This window comes from Arenibacter certesii DSM 19833, from assembly GCF_000429545.1.
GTDB classification, from domain to species: Bacteria; Bacteroidota; Bacteroidia; order Flavobacteriales; family Flavobacteriaceae; genus Arenibacter; species Arenibacter certesii.
This window is the reverse complement of record NZ_AUCB01000006.1, coordinates 165962-186895: the sequence shown is the minus strand read 5'-3', so window position 1 is coordinate 186895 and position 20934 is coordinate 165962. Positions and strand designations below refer to the sequence as shown.

The window sequence follows — 20934 nt, the reverse complement described above, 5'->3', positions numbered from 1 at the left end:
AATTCAATGAGTCTATCACGCTATATTATTTCACAATCGATGTTTAGAATAGGTTAAAAAACAAAATAATATAGGAATAAAAGGTTGATGAAGTTTACTATGTATGTGATTTTTTATTTTATCCAACGTTAGCGCCTTAAAGATTGAATGGCTTACGAACAACCCTAAAATTCATGAATTTTAGGGTGCTTTTCTTTGTAAACCAATGGTTTTTATAATCTAAGGAATACATTTAAGACTACTTTGTGCATAGGATTTTTAAGCTTAACGTACCTAAGACTTTTCTTCTCTGCAATCGTTAATCAACTAAAACAACTATTTATGAAAATTAAACTATGTAAATGCCTTTTGCTTGTGGTAGCATTTTTATGTTTCGGGATGGCAAGGGCGCAGACGGTAACTGGAAGCGTTTCGGATCAATCTGGAGCCTTACCGGGGGCCAATGTATTGGTAAAGGGAACTACTAATGGGACCCAAACCGATTTTAACGGTGATTATAGCTTAGAAAATGTGGACAGCAATGCCGTTCTAGTTTTTAGTTATATAGGGTATAGTACTTTGGAGATTCCAGTAAATGGTAGATCCACAGTAGACGCAATAATGGAAGAAGATGCTAGGGAATTGGATGAAGTGGTACTGATTGGATATGGTAGCCAAAGGAAATCTGATCTTACTGGTGCGGTTGGTCAAGTTGGGGCAGAACAGCTTCAAGAGCGGCCAGCCACTTCCCTAAATGAGGCATTATCCGGTAAGATTGCTGGAGTACAGGTAAATACCAACTCCGGTCGTCCTGGGGGAAAATCTAACATCCGCGTAAGGGGATTTAGTTCCATTAACTCTTCCAATAACCCATTATACGTTGTAGATGGGGTGCAATTACCACAAGGTAATCAAGCTAACTTCAGCTCAGCTATAGATTATTTAAATCCGAATGACGTGGTCTCTATCGAAGTTTTAAAAGACGCGTCTTCAACAGCTATTTACGGTGCTAGAGGTGCCAACGGCGTAATTTTGGTAACTACAAAAAGAGGTCGCGCTGGTCAAGGAAGAATTACTTACGATGTGGACTATAACGTAAAACAATTTGGACCTAACAGGGCTAAAGCTTTAAATTCTGAACAATACGCCATGATAGAGCAACTATCATGGGAAAACACTCAAAAATTTGACCCAGAAGGATGGGCTGCTGGGGAATATGCTCAATATGAGCCTAGGCTTAAAAGAGCAAATCCTAATGTGGCTTATCTGTTTGATAGTGATGGAAAGGCAATCTATGACACTGATTGGTCCAAAGAAGTGGTGCAACATAAATTATCACAAAATCATCAATTGGGGTTCTCTGGTGGTAATGAAAGAACAACATATGCCATATCACTCGGCATTAGGGATGACCAAGGTCTTTTTAAAAATACCTACCTAAAGCGGTATTCAGGAAGATTTTCCATTGATGATCAGATAAAAACCTGGTTGAAAATAGGAGGTTCCCTTAGTTATAATTATCAGACAGAGAACTTGGCGGACACCAATGACCAAGTGCCACGTAGAATGGTTGAGGATTATCCTTTTTACCCCGTTAAGCATACAGGAGGACCATTGGAAGGGCTATATGCTAATAATAGGGACTATCCCTTTGCGGAAGGTACCCGAAATTCGGTTAACTGGCTTATGAATAATGAGTATATCTTAAATACCCAAACCACTGCAGGTAGTTTTTATACCAATCTTAATTTTACCAAGGAATTGGAAATGAGAACAGTAATAGGGGCAAATATACTTACTCAGGAAAACAATGAATTTAGAAATAGTGTGCTAGATAATAATGCGGTTGCTAGAGCACAATCAAGTAATGAAAAGCAGACATTCTGGTCAATTGAAAACTACCTTACCTATAACAAGAAAATTGATGATAACAATTCGCTGACAGCCCTATTGGGATTATCATGGCAACAGTCCAATCAATTTTTTGTGAATGCAGATTCCAGAAATTTCCCTACAGATTTTTTTAAATTCAACAACCTGGGGGCGGGATCAGATAATATAGCGGTACAATCTTTTGCGGATAGGGAGGCATTGAACTCCTATTTTGGAAGAATCAACTATAACTTAATGGGTAAGTATCTATTTACAGTTACGGGTAGAGCCGATGGTTCGTCTAAATTTGGTGACAACAATAAGTTTTCCTTTTTTCCATCAGCGGCTGTTGCATGGAGAATCTCTGATGAGGATTTTCTAAAAGACAACGCTTCTATTTCTAACCTAAAGCTTAGAACAAGTTACGGGGTAACTGGGAACTCCGAAATCCCGCCTTACTCTTCCCTATCCTTATTAAGTTCTAATTATGCTGCCATATGGAACGAAAACCGCGTGGGAGGTACGGGATTAAACCGTTTGGCAAATCCGGATTTGAAATGGGAAAAAACGGCTCAGTATGATGTTGGTCTAGAGTTAGGGCTATTGGAGAATAGAATTAGCTTGGAAGCTGATTATTACTACAGGAAAACAACAGATATGCTCTTAGATGCGCCTGTGCCACAATCAAGTGGGTATGCTACTATAAGAAGAAATGTGGGCTCCATGGAAAACAAGGGTCTAGAGCTTGGGCTTTCTACGAAGAACATAGTAACAGAAGATTTAACCTGGAATACCTCATTCAACATATCGATGAATAGAAACAAAGTACTTTCTTTGGCTACCCCATCCGATATATTTGGTGTTGGTGGCCCTGGAATAACCAACGAAACTAGTATAATTAGGATAGGTGAACCCGTTGGCGCCTTTTGGGGACTTACCCGGTTGGGCACATGGGGCACAGATGAAGCTGCTGAAGCGGCTAAATTTGTGAGTTATAGAAATGGACTTACCATTTTGCCCGGGGATATAAAGTACAAGGATTTTAATGGAGATTATATAATCAATGATGAGGATAGATCCATTATAGGAAATGGTTACCCAACTGCGTGGGGTACTTTTACTAATTATGTTAACTATAAGAATATAGACTTCACCTTGGAACTCCAATATTCGTGGGGTAACGATGTAATGGATATGAACTTGCACTCCAGTGAAGATAGACAGGCACTTGCCAATAGTTATACTACGGTGTTGAATGCTTGGACTCCAGATAATCAGGATACCATGATTGCCCAAGTTAGGGATACCCGGGCAGGTTATGTTACCAATGTAGATTCCCATTGGGTGAAAGATGGATCCTTTGTGCGTGGTAAGAACGTTATGTTAGGTTATACTTTTAGTCAAGATCTTGTAGATCGTTTATATTTAAACAGATTGAGACTCTATGCTTCTGCTCAAAACTTCTTTTTATTGGTAAACGATGAACTACTTGGTGATCCCGAGGTAACCCCTATTCGTGGTGGTGAGGGTAATAATGTCTTCTCACAAGGAATGAAGTGGCACGAGTATCCTAAATCAACAACATTCGTAATTGGTTTACAAGTCGGACTGTAATTAATAGAATCTAAAATAAGAAATTATGAAATTTGATATAACAAAACACATTGGAAAGTTTTACCTCTGTTCACTAATGTTGCTTGTAACGATGGGATGTTCCGACTTTTTGGATGAATCTGATCCATCAAACCTAACGCCGGACAGTTTTTATACTACTTCAAAACATGCAGAATCTGCAATTGCGGCAGTATATGCAGATGCAAGGTTTGTAGGGGACGGCGCAGGTATTTTTTCGTCCAATTGGCAGTTGTTGGAAGCAGTTACTGGAACTTCTACTACCCAAACGGCACAGAATTCGGATTTAAACAATTTATATTCCTTATCCTACGATGCCAATACGCTACATATTAGAAACTGGTGGCGTGGTACATATAAGGTGATAGCCAATGCTAACCTAGTGCTAGAAAACGTCCCTGGAATAGAAATGGAGGAAGCACAAAAAAACAAGGTTTTGGGTGAAGCGCGGTTTTTTAGAGCTTGGGCGTATTTTTATGCAGTTAGACTATGGGGTGATGTTCCTTTAATTACCATGCCACAAAGTGCTTCTTCAGAGGATTTTAATCCTAGCCGCAGCCCTCAGAAAGCAGTATATGATCAAATTGTAGCCGATTTGCTAGAAGCAGAGAGTGCAGGTTTGCCATGGACAGATGAATCCGGAAGAGTTTCACAGGCAGCAGTTAAATCCCTCCTGGCAAAGGTTTACCTTACCATGGCCGGAAATCCTTTAAATGAAACTGCAAAGTATGCCGATGCTGCAAGCAAGGCCAAGGAGGTGATAGATAATGCGGGACCTATTGATCTTTTTGATACTTATGCAAAAGTGCATGACGAAAGTCTTGGAAATATGGTGGAACATATTTTTAGTCTTCAATATAACGATGAGGTGTCCGGTAATCCGATGGGCAATATGTTTCCTAATTTTCAACCGGTTTCTTATCGTGGTCCTTCAGGAACAGGAAGTACAGTGCCCGAAATTGGATTCTATAACTCCTATGAAGCTGGTGATCTTAGGGCGGTAGATCGCGAAGGTTGGTTCTATAGCACTTACTACACCAATGGTAGCGGAGAACTTTTTGATTTGGGTGCTCCTTATATTTTTAAACATTTCAATGTTGCTGCCAACGGTACATTGGGGGTTCCTGGAACAGCTAAGGATAATTTAAATGTGCCTATTATCCGTTTTGCCGAGGTATTGTTGATCTATGCAGAGGCGTCCAACGAGGCAAATGGTCCTAACCAAGCAACTGTTGATGCGTTGATCAGGATAAGAGATAGGGCACAATTAACAACTCCTGCATTGGGGGCATTTACCCAACAATCATTGCGAGAAGCTATTTGGAAAGAAAGATGGCATGAACTAAGCTATGAGCAAATTACATGGTTCGATATGGTCCGACTCAGAAAAGTGCTGAATAGTACCACTGGAGGGTTTGATGATTTTGTGGGACATGTTAACCTAAGCTCCAAACAAGCGCTTCAGGAAAAGCATTTGTTATTTCCACTTCCAGAGCAGGAAATTATTAACAACCCCAATTTAACACCACAAAACCCAGGATATAACTAGTGAATAGAATAATTCTATAATTATTTAGGAGCATAATGGAAATAGTTTGGTTAATTATTAGTTAGTTGATTGAAAGGCAGTATCCGCGAAAGGGATATTGCCTTTCTATTTAAGTTAAGTTCTGATTATTTAATTGACGAGAGTGGTTTAACTCATTTATAAATTTGGAAGGAAGAATGCCCATCCTTTTTTTAAATGCCGAATTAAACGTATTTAGATTATTATAACCCAAGGATACCGCTATATAACTTAATTTACTGTTTCTGTAATCTGGGTCTGTTAGAAGCTTTGGCAACAAATAATTTATTCGTAACTCGTTAATATAATTGTTGAAGTTTGTTTTTTTCTCTTGATTGATTACCTGTGATAGGTATTTGGGATTGGTTTTTAGTTGCTCAGATAATAGATGTAAATTGCAATTAGGGTCTAAGAAAAAAATTCCTTTTTCTAATTTATTTAATTTGAACATTATTATTTCCTTGACATCTTTGTCTATAGCGTTTTGGATTTTATTTAAATTGGTATCAGAGCCATTGCGCTCTGTTTTTAAAAATCCTGCAAGTTCTTTTTGAATTTTTAACTGAATTTCAGCTAACTCTATTGTGCGGTTGACTAGTATATTGTTTTTCTGCCTTACCTTTAAATAGGAGTATATTGCTAGGCAACTAATGAGAAAAAGAAGAATTAATACTACAACAATGAGATTTATTTTTTCATTTTGTGCTTTATTTTCCAATTCTAACATTTTATGCTCACGGGTTACCTCCGTAATGTCTTCACTGGATTTTAATAGCGTTATAATTTCTTCTTTCTTTGTAGGGAAATAGGAGTTGCCTTTTGTACTGGCTGAGGTCTCATAGACAAGTGTTTCTCCCTCATTTGATAGGGGAAAAGCATTCTTCAGATGGTCCCTATTCAATAGTAAGCTGTTTTGAATATCAAAAAAAGTATCAAAAGAATTTTTTTGCGTTTGCTTGGCGACTACTACTTCAGCAAAAAGAAGAGCTGTAATTAATAAAAGTGATTTATAGAAGCTTAGCACGTCAGAATGATTTGGAATTTTGTAATTAGTCCTGTGTATTTTAATCAATTATAAAGCCACTGATAGTTGATGCAGTTTTATCTTTATAAACTCAAAATGCTTCGGGAGTGAATTGTAAATTCACTTTATAATATGTATCAAGATAGTGATAATTGTATGGAAGTTAGCTTAAAGCCTATGCAAACCTTTACATTTTAACCTTGTAGAAGGGTTGTCTAATGGTCGATTTTAGAATTACAATCACATCAAAAATAGCCTGATTCGCAGGAATCAGGCTATTTCAAGAGAACACTATAAACACTAAAAAAAAATTAATCAAACATTTTGTCGGTATGAATATAATAAGAGACTTTGGTTTTTTAAAAATAATGTTGTGAATGAAGTAGTTTTTATTGTATCCCTTGTTAAATTTGTGGTTTGGGTAACATTTGTCTACATTATGTAAAAATATTACGATATTTATTCTTTAAAATAATTTTGGCCATAATTATACTAATGTGTGCCGCTAAAAAATATAATACCTAGAGAAATATATGCATCAATCGGAAAGATTAGAGGAGTTTAAAAAATCGGTTTACAACAAATTCAATATTTATAATAGTCTGTTTCTTAATTTACCCTATCAGAATATTGAAAATGTGGGAATGCTGATTCCCTTATTGCTAAATCATGCAGATCAGGGATTAAAATCCGGAAAAAATCCAGAAGAAATTTTAGATATATTTTTTCGGGACTATGCTAAAATCGACTCAGAAAGAGATAGGATAGATTTTATGTTTCGCATCATTCAGTATGTGGAACGGCAAGTAGTATTGTACGATAGTGTAGAAGATGCTGCCTTTCCTAAACTACAAAAGCATAGTAATTCCCTTACTATACGGGATTATTTTCAGTTGGTTGATAAAAATAAAAAATGGGATAAGGTTTCAGATAAATTATCCACCTTTAGTGCCCGGATCGTGCTAACTGCACACCCTACACAGTTCTATACTCCGGCAGTCCTAGATATTATTAGTAACCTTAGGAGTCTAATCTTAGAGAACAAGGTTAATGATATTGATCTTGTACTTCAGCAACTTGGTCTTACCTCCTTAATTAATGCAAAAAAGCCTACTCCTTTAGATGAGGCTAAAAACATTATTTATTTCCTTAGGGATGTATATTATGCGGCAATAGGTGACCTTTATGCTTATATAAAAGATAATATTGGGGATGTGAAATTTAACAACCACAATATAATGAAGCTGGGCTTTTGGCCAGGAGGGGATAGGGATGGGAATCCATTTGTGACTTCTGGTATTACTAAAGATGTAGCAGATGAATTGCGTATCACCTTAATGAAATGCTATTACGGCGATTTAAAAACCCTACAACAAAAGCTTACTTTCAGAGATCTTCAAGACGAACTTAGTCTTTTAAGAGGGATGTTATACAAGACCATGTTTGATACTGATAATTATTTGGGATATCAGGAAATTTTGGACCCTTTATTAAAAGTGAGATCCATTTTGGTGGAAAAATACCATAGCCTCTACCTAAAAGATCTAGACCATATGATAGATAAGGTTAAAATCTTTAAGACTCACTTCGCTACTTTAGATATCAGACAAGATCATAGCGTACACTATAAGGTGGTAGAGGAAATCTTAAAAGCTAATGATTATATTAAAGACAGTTTAGAAGAACTGAGTAAAGAGGAATTGATAGATGTTCTTCTGAATAAGGGTATAAACCTACAAAAACAAACTTTTGAGTTGGATATAGTGCAGGAGACCATTCAGAACATACTGCAATTAAGCGCTATCCAAGAAAAGAATGGTGAAGAAGGTTGTAACCGATATATAATTAGTAATTCCGAAGATATCTTTTCTGTTCTCTTTGTATTTGGATTATTTAGATGGTGCGGATGGGATGAAAAGAAATTAACCTTCGATATTATCCCGCTTTTTGAGACCATGAAGGGAATGGAGAGTTCTAGTGCTACCATGGAGGAATTATTCAATATTCCTGCATATAAGGCCCATTTGGAAAATAGGGAGTTAAAACAGACCATAATGCTTGGCTTTTCTGATGGCACCAAAGATGGTGGCTATGTAAAGGCAAATTGGGAGATCTTTAAGACCAAGGAGAGATTGTCTACAATATGCGATGAAAGAAACATTAAGGCCATATTTTTTGATGGTAGGGGAGGACCACCAGCAAGGGGGGGGGGGAAAACACATCGTTTTTACGCAGCACAGACCAAGGATATTGCCAATAATGAGATACAACTTACGATACAGGGACAGACCATAACCAGTACGTATGGTACCAAGGAGCAGTTTATACATAACTCTGAGCAACTACTGACGGCTGGGCTTTCCAATAACCTGTTTGGCAAGGAGAATGTTATCTCTAAGAATTCTAGGGAACTGTTGGAACAACTATCGGATCTTAGTTTTGAAAAGTATGACGCCTTAAAGAATCATGATAAATTTATTCCTTATTTAGAGAATAAAAGTACCTTAAAGTATTACCAGAAAGCAAATATTGGAAGTAGACCAGGGAAACGGGGACATAAAAAGAAATTGGAACTTTCAGATTTAAGAGCCATCTCATTTGTAGGGTCTTGGAGTCAGCTAAAACAAAATGTACCAGGTTATTTTGGTATTGGAACAGCTATTAAAACCCTTAAGGATCAAGGGAAATTGGAAGATTTAAAACTATTGTTTCAAGACGTTCCCTTATTCAAGGCCCTAATGATGAATAGTATGATGTCCCTGGCAAAATGCTATTTTGAGCTCACTAGCTATATGAAGGATGATAAGGAATACGGCGAGTTTTGGACTATCCTTTATGAGGAATACTTGCTTTCCAAAGAAATGCTCTTGCTTATATCCGACTCTAAAATTCTGATGGAAAAGGAGCCCATTTCCAGGGAATCAGTAAAGATTAGAGAGAATATTGTATTGCCATTATTGGTGATACAACAATATGCCCTTCAGAAAATGAGCAAGGACACAGAGTTTAATGACTTATATGAAAAAATTGTAATAAGATCCCTATATGGAAATATTAATGCAAGTAGGAATTCTGCATAACAATTAGTTTAATTAGTAATCAAAGGTGCTTTTGCACGAAGGCTTCAGAGTTTACTCTGGAGCCTTTTTTTGTTTGTAATTAAAATGGTTAAATAATAGTCAATCAATAAAATAAAGCAAAATTTAATATGTTGTGTTTTTGGTTTTTATTTCCTCGCTTTTATAAAGAAACTGAAGACCGTCTAAGAAAGGTAAATCCTTGAAGTTAAAGGATCCATAATTATTGTATATATTTATAGGATCGATTTTTAAGCTCAATCTGTTTTTTTGGTTTCTCACATTTAAAATAATGCATTAATTACGGCAATAACTCTCCATTAAATAAATCCGATTTCTATTCGTTTACTTTAGGATAATCATAGTTATGGAATGTCCGCTGGGATATAGTGGGTCTAAGAGGAAATAGTTAATATACCCCTTTAGAGCGTGCATTAAAATATTGACTGTCAGAGTAGACTAGATTGGTTAAAAATAAATATATTTATAAACATAGGATATTATTTACACATCGTGTATGAGTAGTTTGCAGATAGAGTTTGAGGAGTGGATAGAAAACGAGTCTACGTTTTTCAATCTAATGGGACAAGATGTTCTGGATGGATTATGGTTTTGGGATCTTAAGAATCCTAAGAATGGCCTTTTAAACGATGCGTTTTGGCAACTTCTTGGCTATGATACTGCTCCCTTACAGCAAGACAGTTTTGACTGGTTCTCCTTAATAGACCAGGAAAACCTTCTTTTTATTATAGAAGCGTATAATAATCACCTTGCCAATCCAAAACAGGTTCCTTTTGATGTAGAAGTAGCTTGTAGGCATAGAATAGGGTATTCGCTAATTATAAACTTTAGAGGTGCTATTGCTTATGATGAACTAGGCAATCCAAACAGGTTAATGGGGATCGCTATTCATTTAGATAAATATAGAAAGACTAAGAAGCAGAACGCATTAAAAAAGGACCGTTATATAGATGTCATTGAAGGGGTAAAACTAGGGATTTGGGGAGGAAATATTAATACTGGCGAGGCATTTTGTAATGATATATGGGCAGAGATGATAGGTTATTCTTTAGCCGAACTAGAACCAATGACCTCCCAAGTGTTCTATAACCTTGTCCATCCCGAGGATAAGGAGGAACTGATTTTAAGTATAGATAAACTCCTCAAAAACGAGGGCACTTACGAGGTAGAGTTTCGGATGCGACATAAAAAAGGACACTGGGTCTGGATTTTTTGTCGTGGGGAAATAACGGCATACGACAATCAAGGCAAACCAGAAATGGTGTCTGGGATGCATTATGATATAACCGAAAAAAAGGCTAATGAAGAGCTTGTTTTAAAATATAAAGATCTTTTGGAACGCTCAAATGAAGCAGCTAAAATTGGACATTGGGAAATTGATCTTCAAAATGAGAGTGTTTTATGGAGTAAGGTGACCAGAGAAATATATGAGGTTTCTGAAGATTTTATTCCAACCATAGAATCTGGCTTACAATTTATTGTGGAAGGAGAAAACAGGGATCGAATTGTATCCCTTATGGAAAAAGCGGCTCAAAGTCCCATGGAATTTAAAGAACAGATACAAATAAAATCTAATAATGGAACTGTAAAATGGATTCGTTTAATAGGTTTGTCAGAATTTACAAATGGACAATGTGTAAGATTTTATGGGCTTATACAAGATGTGGATGTTATTGAGAATATACAGCTGAAAATTAGACTAAGGGAAGAGGAATTTAGGCAGAGCTTTAACCACTCTGCCATGGGAATGGCATTTATAAGCCTAACAAATAGATTGCTACAGGCCAATACCAGTTTTTGCGAAATGTTTGGTTATACCGAAGCAGAAATGAAAAATATGGAATTTTCTGATATCAGTCATCCTAAGGACTTCGAGGCAAATAAGGAGCCCATAAGTGAGCTGTTTTCGGGAAAGCGCTCCAATCTGCGTTACGATTATAGATATATTCATAAGAATGGATCCGTGGTATGGACCAACAGTTCAATTTCTGCCATACATAATCAAGATGGTGAAGTAATGCATTATGTGTTGCAGGTATTGGACATTACGGAACGTAAACTGAATGAACTTTCATTACAACATAATGCAGACCTGATAAGTCGGATTAATGATGTGGCAAATATTGGTATTTGGGAGATGGATTTAGCTGCGGGAATTTCTAATTGGAGTCCCATGATAAAGCAAATGGCTGGGGTCCCAGAGAATTATTCTCCCACCTTAGAAGATGTGTATACCTTTATTAAAAAAGGGAAACATCGGGGTACGATAAAGAAATCCATTAAACTGGCGTTAGAGGAGGGGATAGGCTTTAATCATATTATCCAAGTAACGAGTAACACGGGGAGAACATTTTGGTCTAGAATAATTGGAATATCCGATTTTGTGGATGGCAAGTGTAGAAGATTTTATGGTTTTTTTCAGGATGTGGATAAAGAAACGGTAGCATTAAATGAACTAGCCATTAAGGAAGAGGAGCTAAGGCTTACTTTTGAGCATGCGCACACCGGTATGGGAATTCTCGATTTAAATGGAAAATTGCAAAGATCAAATATTAGTATGACCGCTATTTTAGGGTATTCTGAAGAGGAGATGCGTAATTTGTCTTTTTTCGACATTACGCACCCCGAGGATTTAAAAAAAACCGAGGAACTAATGTCCCAACTTTTAGGAAGAGAAAGGGATTCTTACAAACTGGAGAAGCGCTACATTCATAAAAATGGCCATGTTATTTGGGCAAATGTCTCGTTATCTGCGGTTAAAAATGAAAAAGGTGATTTTCTTCATTTTGTATCTCAATTAGAAGATATTACGGATAAAAAGCAAATGACAGATAATTTAACCGAACACAATAATCGATTAGTGAATTTTGCCCATATCGTTTCCCATAACCTAAGATCACATACAAGCAACATTTCAATGCTTTTAGATTTGGCGGAGGAAGAAGAGTCCATAATTGTTGAAAATGAGTATTTTAAGAATATAAAAATTGTATCGGAAAATATGAACGATACTATTTGTCATTTAAATGAAATAGTTGAAATAAATTCTAAAGTGAGTACTACCCTCTCCTCACAAAATTTGTTGGAAAATGTTCGGATGGCAGTTAAATCTATAGAGTCATTGGCTAAACAGTCGGGATCCACTATAGAGATTAATATTAATAAAGACCTTAATGTATTTGCGGTTCATGCTTATTTGGAAAGTATTTTGTTGAACTACTTAACCAATGCCATAAAATATAAATCCCCAGATCGCAAACATCACATTTTAATTACTGCCGGAATTGAAGGAGCTTATGTATACTTAAGTGTAAAGGACAATGGAATGGGAATTGACTTGGAACGATATAGTGCCAAATTATTTGGAATGTACAAGACCTTTCACAACCATCCCGATGCTCGTGGAGTGGGATTGTTTATATGCAAGAATCAAGTGGAAGCAATGGGGGGTAAAATAGTGGTGGAAAGCGAAGTGGACAAGGGTGCCAACTTTATAACTTACTTTAGACATGAAAATAATTAGACAAGTATGTATAATTGATGATGATCCAATATTTGTTTTTGGCGCAAAGAGAATGCTTACTAAAAATAATTTCTGCTCTAATATAGAGGTGTTTACTAATGGGAAAGACGCACTGGAAAACATATTGCCTAGAAATGACGAGAGTTTTCCCGATATTATTTTTTTAGACCTTAACATGCCTGTAATGGATGGATGGGAATTTCTAGACGAGTTCAGTAAATCTTCCAAAAAATGTAAAGTGCTTCTATTCGTACTAAGTTCTTCAATAGATTCTGTAGAAGTGCAAACGGCTAAAACTTATGATGTGGTCTTTGATTTCATTGAAAAGCCGCTTTCAAAGGATAAAATTAATTTGCTGAAAAATAAATTGGAAGGAAGGGATTTGTAATCTATTATTTTTTTGCGGAATCTATGGTTATTATTAAATAGGAATGCTTCTATTGCAGCGCTAATAAACCCCAAATAATTCAGATCTTTATCCACACAGCAAATTGAAAGTGATTACGAGACACCTTTCAATTATTTTATTTCTTTAAATTAGTCCGTTAATTTAAATAATCCAGTTCACACTTTTAAACCCTAAGATATTATTATGAGAATTTTCTACTTATTTCCTGTAGTACTCACCCTATTTTGCATGAGTTGCAAGTCGGAAAAAAAAGACAATATAGCTGTTTCAAAGGAACCTGTTCCACCCAATATCGTGATTATTTACGCAGATGATCTAGGCTTTGGTGACGTTAGTAGTTACGGGTCAACTACGCTTTTAACTCCTAATATGGATAGGATTGCCAAAGAGGGGATTCAATTCACGAATGGGTATGCTACTTCTCCCACTTGTACTCCAAGTAGATTTTCATTACTGGCCGGCACTTACCCATTTCGCCAAACAAAAGCTCAAGTATTACCTGGGAACGCACCGTTGTTATTCGATCTGGGAAAACAAACCTTACCATCAATGTTAAAAGGGGCTGGTTATACGACCGGGGTAGTAGGAAAATGGCATTTGGGTCTTGGAGGAGAGGAACTGGACTGGAATGGGGAAATTAAGCCGGGCCCTTTAGAAATAGGCTTTGACTATGCTTATATTATGGCCTCGACCAATGATAGAGTGCCCTCCGTTTATGTAGAAAATCATAAAGTGGTAGGTTTAACTGCAGATGATCCGTTAGAGGTAAGTTACAATAAGAACTTTGATGGAGAACCTACTGGAAAAGATAATCCAGAACTTTTAAAGATGCATCCGAGTCATGGGCATGATATGAGTGTTCACAATGGTATCTCACGAATCGGCTTTATGAAAGGTGGTAAGTCTGCCCTATTCATAGACGAGGATATGAACGATGATTTTCTACGGGAATCCATAAAATATGTGACGGAAAATAAGGATAACCCATTTTTCTTATTCTATAGTCTACACCAACCTCATGTGCCTAGGGTGCCGCATCCTCGTTTTGTTGGTGCATCTGGACTTGGACCACGTGGTGATGTAATAGTGGAAGCAGATTGGTCCGTAGGCCAGTTTTTGGACAAGTTAGATGAATTGGGACTTGCGGAAAATACGATTGTGATTTTCACTAGTGATAATGGTCCGGTATTGGATGATGGCTACCACGATGATGCAGTGGAAAAAAATGGGAATCACACCCCAGCAGGTTCTCTAAGAGGTGGTAAATACAGTCTTTTTGATGCCGGTACCCACGTGCCCTTTATGGTGCGATGGAAAGGAACAATAGAACCAGGAGTCTCTGATGCGTTGGTTTCTCAGATGGATTTTACTGCTTCTTTTGCTGCCCTTACCGGGCAAGAGAACACCACCCCAGACAGTCAGGATATCTTAGATGCATTTCTAGGGAAATCTGATAGAGGAAGGGAAAGTATCATTCTGGGGCAGAACAATATATTTACTTTCCGCCAAGGTGATTGGGTGCTTATACCCCCACATAAAGGTGCTAAATTAATTAAACAAGTAAATATTGAAACGGGGAGGGATTTGGAATACCAACTTTATAATATAAAGGACGATCCAGGGCAAAGGAATAATTTGGCAACAAGCCATCCCGAAAAATTAGAAGCAATGAAGTCCGACTTTGAAAAGGAGAGGACTTAAAATCATAGAAAAAGGAAATTTACTGGATAGGGCAACGCTCTTAAAAAAATAAAGCGACCATAATTGGTCGCTTTATTTTTTATTCTGTCACAAGAACATCCTTGGGTTCTTCTTTAGATCTGTCCTTTTTGCGTCTCCACGCTATTTTCATTCTATAACTAATATAGAATAGCACTGGAACAATTATCAAGGTAAGGAAAGTGGCTACTATTAGCCCAAAAATAACGGTCCATGCCAAAGGTCCCCAGAACACCACATTGTCCCCTCCAACATAGATATGCGGGTTAAAATCAGAAAACAGGGAAAAGAAATCGATATTTAAACCAATTGCCAAAGGAATTAACCCTAAAACAGTGGTGATTGCTGTAAGAAGAACTGGTCGTAACCTAGCCTTACCACCTTGAACAATAGCCTCGGTAACTTGGGGTTTGGTTAATAGGTCAGCATCGTCCATGTCCAACTTTACTTTCTTTCTGTCTATTAATAATTGGGTGTAATCCAAAAGTACCACCCCATTGTTCACTACAATTCCTGCCAGGGAAATAATTCCCATCATGGTCATCATAATCACAAAGGACCATCCTGTAATCATTATCCCGCCAAAAACTCCAATAAAACTCAGGAAAATGGCAATCATAATAATTATGGGCTTAGATATGCCTCCAAATTGAAAAATTAATATCAACATAATAAGTCCCAACCCAGTAAAGAAAGCACCTACTAAGAAAAGCATCTGTTTGTTTTGCTCTTCAATTTGTCCTGTATAATCAATTTTAATTCCGTTAGGAAGATCTTTGAACTCTTCCATTTCTTTCTGAATTTCGGCCACTACTGCCGCTGCGTCTGTAAAACCAGGTTGCAGACCAGAGTAAATCGTAACTACACGTTTGCCATCCCTATGTTTTATGGCACTAAAAGAAGAAGTGTTCTTTTCGGTAGCTACTGCAGATATTGGAATTTCCTTGATCTGTCCGTTAGATGGATCCCTAAAAATGATGTTTTGATTAAAAAGAGCACTTCTATTATAGCGGAGTTCCTGATTAAACCTGACGTTGATATCGTAATCATCCCCACCTTCCTTATAAATTCCTGCTTTTTCCCCAAATAAAGACCTACGCAATTGGTTACCAACCTGACCAACGGATACTCCAAGTTCTCCTGCTTTTTTACGATCCACAATAACTTGCATGGAAGGCTTACTCTTATTAACATCGATCTTTATTTCCTCTATTCCAGCAATACTTTTACTATTGATAAAGTTTCTAATATTTTCGGCTGTATTAATTAGCTCGTCATAATCCTTGCCCTCTAATTCTATATTTATTGCATATCCTGCTGGTGGACCGTTGGCATCCTTTTCTACAGATATGGCCACTCCGGGATAAATACCGCTTAGACCAGCCTGTACTTTGGCTCTAATGTCTTCGGTATCTATTCCTCTACGGAATTTAAATTCACTGAAGTTTACGGTTAATTTTCCTCTGTGGGGCATTTCTGCTGTGGATCCTCCGTCGGTCATTGGGTTACCGGCCCCTTCTCCAACCTGTGAGACCGCAGAAGTAATCATAAAGTTTTCGCCATTATGCATGTATTCCCCATCATTAAGAATGGCATACACTCTTTTCTCTACATCCAGCGTTAATTCATTGGTCTTTTCAATAGAAGTACCTTCCGGGTATTCTATGTATACATAAATTTCGTTGGGCCTATTGTCTGGAAAGAATTCTATATTGGTCCTTCCACTTTCCACGGATTTGCCAAATAATATAAATACGCTCACCAATAGTAAGGCGGTTATTCCAAAATACCAGTATACATTTTTTCCCCGAAGAGCGTGAATCAATCGTTTTTCATACCAATTTTCAAAACGGGTCATCACATTTCTCTGAAACCTTATGGCCCATTTTTTAAGTAGGTACTTATAGGCCCAGAACATGATTGCGGTAACTATCATCACAGAACCAAAACCACGCATTGCACCACCGAACAATAAAATTAATATTCCAATTCCACCTAAGATTATACTTATTCTAATTAATTGCTTCAGAGTAAGTTCTTTCTCGTCTGTATCCATAAATTGGGAAACTAACATGGAATTCATAAAAATGGCCACTACTAGGGAAGATCCCAAAACAACGGAAAGAGTAATTGGGAAGAAGATCATAAATTGTCCAAAAATTCCTGGCCATAGCCCTAAGGGAACAAATGCGGCTACGGTGGTTGCCGTAGAAATAATGATCGGAAAAGCAATTTCTCCAATTCCTTTTTTGGCGGCTTCTATCCTAGGCATGCCCTCATCCATTAATCGGTAGACGTTCTCTACCACTACAATACCATTATCTACCAACATTCCCAGTCCCATGATCATTCCAAAGAGAATCATGGTGTTTAAGGTGTATCCCAACAAGGATAAGACCATGAATGACATAAACATGGACATAGGAATAGCAAACCCTACGAAAAGGGCATTTCTAAATCCTAAGAAGAACATGAGTACGGTAACTACCAAGATGATCCCAAAAATAATATTGTTAACAAGGTCATCTACCTGGTTAAGTGTTCTGGTAGATGAATCATTGGCAATGGAAATGTGAAGGTCTGCCGGAAAATAATTGGCTTGGGTGGTTTTTACAATTTCCCGGATTTGGTCTGCTGCGGAAATGGCATTACGGCCAGCACGTTTTTTAACATCTAGCATCACTACACTCTCCCCAAACTCTCGGGCATAGGTGGTTTTTTCCTTTTCCTCAAATCGTATTTCCGCAATATTTCTTAGGTATACGGCGCCATTCTCAGATTTTACTACAAAATCCTTTAATTCCTTGGGATCATCCACTTCCCCTATTATCCGGATGGTACGGCGTTGACCGCTAGCTTGGAGGTTCCCAGCAGACATGGTCATATTTCCACTGCTTATCGCTTGGATTACATCATCAAAACTAACTTTAGCCGCCATCATTTTGTAGATATCTACAGCTATTTCTACCTCTTTTTCTTGAGCACCACGGATATCGGCTTTCTTTATTTCGGGAAGATCTTCTATCTCATCTTGGAGATATTCAGCAAATTCCTTTAATTTTTCCACAGGGTAATCCCCAGTAAAATTGATGTTCATAATTGGTACTTCCTCGGAAAAATTAAGGTCGAACACATTGGGCTCTACTTTGGCGCCGTTAAATGTGGGCCAATCCTCACTAGCTTTTTCTGAGTCTACTTCATCCTTTACCTTTTGCTTTGCAGCCTCTACTGTAATTTCTTCATCAAACTCTACCGTGATAATGGCATAATCTTCTTGGGAGGTAGAAACTATCTCTACCACATTGCTCACGCTTTTTAGCCTATCCTCTAACGGGTCGGTTATCAAGCGTTCTATATCCTCAGCGGTGTTTCCGGGATAGGGAGTGCTTATATAAATCTTTGTCTCTATAATCTCTGGAAAGTCTTCCCTTGGCATAGCAAAGTAGGCGGACATTCCGATCCATAGAAATATCCCGATCATCACATAAACGACAGATGGATTATCTATGGCCCACGAAGACAGTTTAAATTCTTTGTCTGTGTTCTTTTGTAATTTGCTCATGGACTCCTTAATTAATTATTTTAACTGTTTGGCCATCTTTTACGTTGCGAGCCCCTTCTAGTATTACATGATCACCTTTGGCAATTCCAGTCAATACTTCCACCATTCCATCCTGTGTTTTTCCAGTAGTGATAATGCTTCTTTTAACCACTGCTTCCTTCTCATCATTAAGATCTTCGGCTGTAAAAGCGTACTGCTCTCCAGCTGCATTTTCGGAAATTATACTTGCTGGTATAAGCACAGCATTTTCATTTGTATAATCGTTTATTAGAACCCTTGCCGTTAGATTGGGCTTGATTTGTTCGTTATCATTGGGTACCGGAATTTCTATCTTAAAGGAGCGGTTACTGGGGTGGATAAAATTGCCCGTTTGCCTTACCTGGGTAGTAATACTATCTCCTAATATAGGAAAGTATACTTTAGCTTCCTTACCTTTTACGATACTTCCCAAATAGGTTTCTGGGACCTCTACATCCACATACATTTCCGAAAGGTTTACAATCCTGAATACTTCTGAGCCTGGACCGGGGGCTACCACGTTCCCTTGATTTTTTATCACATCGTCTATGATTCCATCAAAGGGGGCTCTTATAGTGTACTTGCCTACTTGGCTCTTAATTTGGTCTACTGAATTCATGGAGGCCTCATAATTTGTCTTCGCTTGTAAAAACTGAATTTCGGACCCTATTTTTTGATCCCATAACCTTTGTTGGCGTTCAAAAGTAGTCTTTGCTAATTGCGCTTGGGTTTCCAATTGTTGCAATTGGCTAGACATACCGCCATCGTTTATCGTGGCTAAAAGTTGACCTTTACTAACCTTCTGTCCTTCTTTTACATATACTTTTTCCAATGTACCTTGCATTTCGGGATAGATCAATACATTTTGCTTGGTTCTTACGTCCCCTTGTAGCGCTAGGTAGTGGTTAAATTTTATAGGATTGGCAACTACTGTAGATACCAAGGGAAGGTTCTTAGTACCTTCCAGTGATCCTATAACCGAATCCAAAACCTGAATTTGCTGATTAAATAAATGTTGTTGGTCAGTAAGTTCCTTTCTCTTCATCCGAAGCTCGTTAAGATTGCTCTCGGAAATTAGGTCGTCTACCGATTTCTGCTTTTCGGATCCACAGGAAATTAGTAATAGTCCTGCGGCCATTATATACATTAAGTTTTTCATTAGAAGCTATTTATTGATGGATGATCGTATTTATTATTTATTGTTAAGTACCACTTGTAGATCGGTCTTTTTATTGATGACCTCTACCATGGATTGTAGGTATTCTTGTTGGGCATTATAAAGTTGGGTTTGTGCCTGTCTTAACTCAAAGCTAGTTGCCAGTCCCTCTTCATATTTTATTTGATTCTTATTTTCTATGCGTTCTGCAAGGCCCAGATTTTCTTTTGCCGTATTATATTCCTCTATGGAAAATAAATAATTACTTTTTGCCGTTTCATATTGTAATCTAAGGTTTTGTTCGGTCTCCGAAAGTTGAGTCTTTGCCTTGTCTAGGGCAATTTTTGCCCTTTGCGTTTTTGCACTTCTTCCCAAGGAACTAAAAATAGGTATGTGGAGGTCCAAGCCAACTACGGAAGATTCAAACCATTCCACGTCATTATTGAAAAAATTAAAGGAGTCACTGTAAGCGGTGCTTCCATAATTAATAAAGGCGTTAAGTGTTGGTAAGGCCATGCTTTTTTGCAATTTTAGTTCCAACTCCCTTTGTTCAAATAAATTGGTGACAATCTTAAAGTCAACGTTATTTTCCATTACAAATTCGGTTTCCAAAAGATCGGGCCTAATTTGCTGTTGCGCTAAGTCATTAAGGTCTTCCATTAATTGGGTAGGGGCGTTAATGTCTATTCCCAAAACTAAATTCAACATCTGCAGCGTAATATCTTGAAGGCGAAGGGAATTTTTTAATTGATTGTCTATAGAGGAAAGTGTTATTTGTAACTGCTCTACGCTCTCTTCCTCGCCCAGGCCATTTTCAAATAGTTTTTGGGTTTCCAATAAATTTCTTTCCAGTGTTGTTTTGTTCTTTTTCAATATGTCTACACTTTCCTTAGCCAACAGTACATTTCCATAGGCCTCTACAACCGATTTTCGGATTTCTAGATCCGTCTTTTCTTTGTTGTTCTGGCTATATCTTATAAAAGTTCTAGCAGCTTGGATCCCTACGATATACGAACCATCAAATAACTGTTGCCTTAAGGTAGCAGAAGCATTGGCGGTCTGTGGCTGGCCAAAAACTACGGGGATAAATGTGCCTGGTTCCCCACCACCAAATTCTGCAGGAATTAGGGATACTTGTTGTTTAAGCTGATTTTGGTAGCTTACATCACCACTTATTTGAGGTAATCCCGTTGCGATGGTTTCCCATTTTTGCTTTTGAGCGTCAGTTAAGTCGCGACTTGCATTTATTGCGCTGTAGTTATTTTCGAGAGCAAAATCAATTGCTTGCTCCAAGGTGAATTTATGGGTTTGCTCTTGGGCATTCGCCCAGCTAACCAAGAGCACTATAAATATTGTTAACCTATTTTTCATAGAA

Annotated in this window: 10 protein-coding genes; 6 read left to right on the top strand and 4 right to left on the bottom strand. The window is 37.5% G+C overall.

The genetic code is table 11. The features are described from left to right. Nucleotides 1-321: 321 nt before the first annotated feature. Entirely contained in the window at nt 322-3465 is a 3144-nt protein-coding gene (locus G466_RS21375) for a SusC/RagA family TonB-linked outer membrane protein (protein ID WP_084418705.1), read from the top strand. 25 nt (nt 3466-3490) lie between these two features. Further along, a complete protein-coding gene (locus tag G466_RS0103660; RefSeq protein ID WP_026812433.1) occupies nt 3491-5032 on the top strand; it encodes a RagB/SusD family nutrient uptake outer membrane protein in 1542 nt (513 codons plus the stop codon). 109 nt (nt 5033-5141) lie between these two features. Here G466_RS0103660 and G466_RS0103655 read toward each other — a convergent pair whose 3' ends face one another. After that, complete coding sequence (locus G466_RS0103655) at nt 5142-6074, bottom strand: helix-turn-helix domain-containing protein (protein WP_157373799.1); 933 nt, start codon at nt 6072-6074, stop codon at nt 5142-5144. Between the two features lie 533 nt (nt 6075-6607). Between G466_RS0103655 and G466_RS0103650 the strand changes: the two genes are divergently transcribed. The 4 genes from G466_RS0103650 to G466_RS0103635 all read left to right on the top strand — a co-directional run bounded on the left by G466_RS0103650 (nt 6608) and on the right by G466_RS0103635 (nt 14805). After that, nucleotides 6608-9154 carry a phosphoenolpyruvate carboxylase gene (locus tag G466_RS0103650; RefSeq protein ID WP_026812431.1) on the top strand — a complete coding sequence of 849 codons (2547 nt, stop codon included), beginning with the start codon at nt 6608-6610 and terminating at the stop codon, nt 9152-9154. A gap of 514 nt (nt 9155-9668) precedes the next feature. Continuing rightward, on the top strand, nt 9669-12695 hold the full coding sequence (locus tag G466_RS23030; protein ID WP_051315507.1) for a PAS domain-containing sensor histidine kinase: 3027 nt from the start codon (nt 9669-9671) through the stop codon (nt 12693-12695). Then, a complete protein-coding gene (locus G466_RS0103640; protein ID WP_026812429.1) occupies nt 12682-13083 on the top strand; it encodes a response regulator in 402 nt (133 codons plus the stop codon). The genes G466_RS23030 and G466_RS0103640 overlap by 14 nt, the downstream gene beginning before the upstream one ends. A gap of 204 nt (nt 13084-13287) precedes the next feature. Then, nucleotides 13288-14805 carry a sulfatase family protein gene (locus G466_RS0103635; RefSeq protein WP_026812428.1) on the top strand — a complete coding sequence of 506 codons (1518 nt, stop codon included), beginning with the start codon at nt 13288-13290 and terminating at the stop codon, nt 14803-14805. 79 nt (nt 14806-14884) lie between these two features. Here G466_RS0103635 and G466_RS0103630 read toward each other — a convergent pair whose 3' ends face one another. Genes G466_RS0103630 through G466_RS0103620 form a run of 3 tightly spaced genes read right to left on the bottom strand, consistent with a single transcriptional unit; the run spans nt 14885 to nt 20930 of the window. Beyond that, entirely contained in the window at nt 14885-18385 is a 3501-nt protein-coding gene (locus G466_RS0103630; RefSeq protein WP_026812427.1) for an efflux RND transporter permease subunit, read from the bottom strand. 7 nt (nt 18386-18392) lie between these two features. Further along, nucleotides 18393-19562 carry an efflux RND transporter periplasmic adaptor subunit gene (locus G466_RS0103625; RefSeq protein ID WP_026812426.1) on the bottom strand — a complete coding sequence of 390 codons (1170 nt, stop codon included), beginning with the start codon at nt 19560-19562 and terminating at the stop codon, nt 18393-18395. Nucleotides 19563-19595: 33 nt separating this feature from the next. Beyond that, nucleotides 19596-20930 (bottom strand): TolC family protein, encoded by a 1335-nt coding sequence (locus G466_RS0103620; RefSeq protein ID WP_026812425.1) that lies wholly within the window; start codon nt 20928-20930, stop codon nt 19596-19598. Nucleotides 20931-20934 lie beyond the last annotated feature (4 nt).